Raw genomic sequence first — 543 nt, 5'->3', positions numbered from 1 at the left:
TAGAGCGTGTTATGCACCTGTCATCAGTCGTTCGGCCTGTTTCAGCATGAGACAGACGAAGGCGACCATATGAAGTCCTGCCAGCGTGCTGGCATAACGCTCGTAATCCTTGACCAGGCGCCGACAGCGCGTCGCCCAGGCGAAGGACCGCTCCACCACCCAGCGACGCGGCAGCAGGACAAACCCGCGTTTGGCCTCGGGCGCCTTGACCACCTCCAGGGCGATACCGTGCGCCTGGGCCGCGTCCGCCGCCCGCGCGCCGGTGTAGCCCTGATCGACGAAGCCCGTCTCGACGCTTCCGTCCGTCTCCGCTTGCACCGCGCCGGTCAGGCGATCGACCTCGCCGCGATCGTCGGCATCGGCCGGGGTGACATGCAGCGCCACCACGTGGCCGGGCGTGTCCACCGCCAGATGCACCTTCGAACCGCGCTTGCGCTTGGCCCCGTCGTAGCCCGCCCGCTCGCCGCTCTCGGGCGAGGACCGCAGCGTCCGGCTGTCCAGGATCACCGCCGACGGCTCCGGCTTGCGATCCCCTGCCATCCG

General features: G+C 69.1%; 1 protein-coding gene. It reads right to left on the bottom strand.

Translation table 11 applies throughout. From position 1 onward, the window contains the following. Positions 1-9 precede the first annotated feature (9 nt). A partial coding sequence (locus FV228_RS32310) for a transposase (RefSeq protein WP_147858021.1) occupies positions 10-543 on the bottom strand: 534 nt, incomplete at its 5' end.

It is taken from the genome of Methylobacterium sp. WL18 (genome assembly GCF_008040015.1).
Lineage (GTDB): Bacteria > Pseudomonadota > Alphaproteobacteria > Rhizobiales > Beijerinckiaceae > Methylobacterium > Methylobacterium mesophilicum.
The sequence above is the reverse complement of the archived record's forward strand: the minus strand, read 5'-3'. Positions and strand labels throughout refer to the sequence as shown.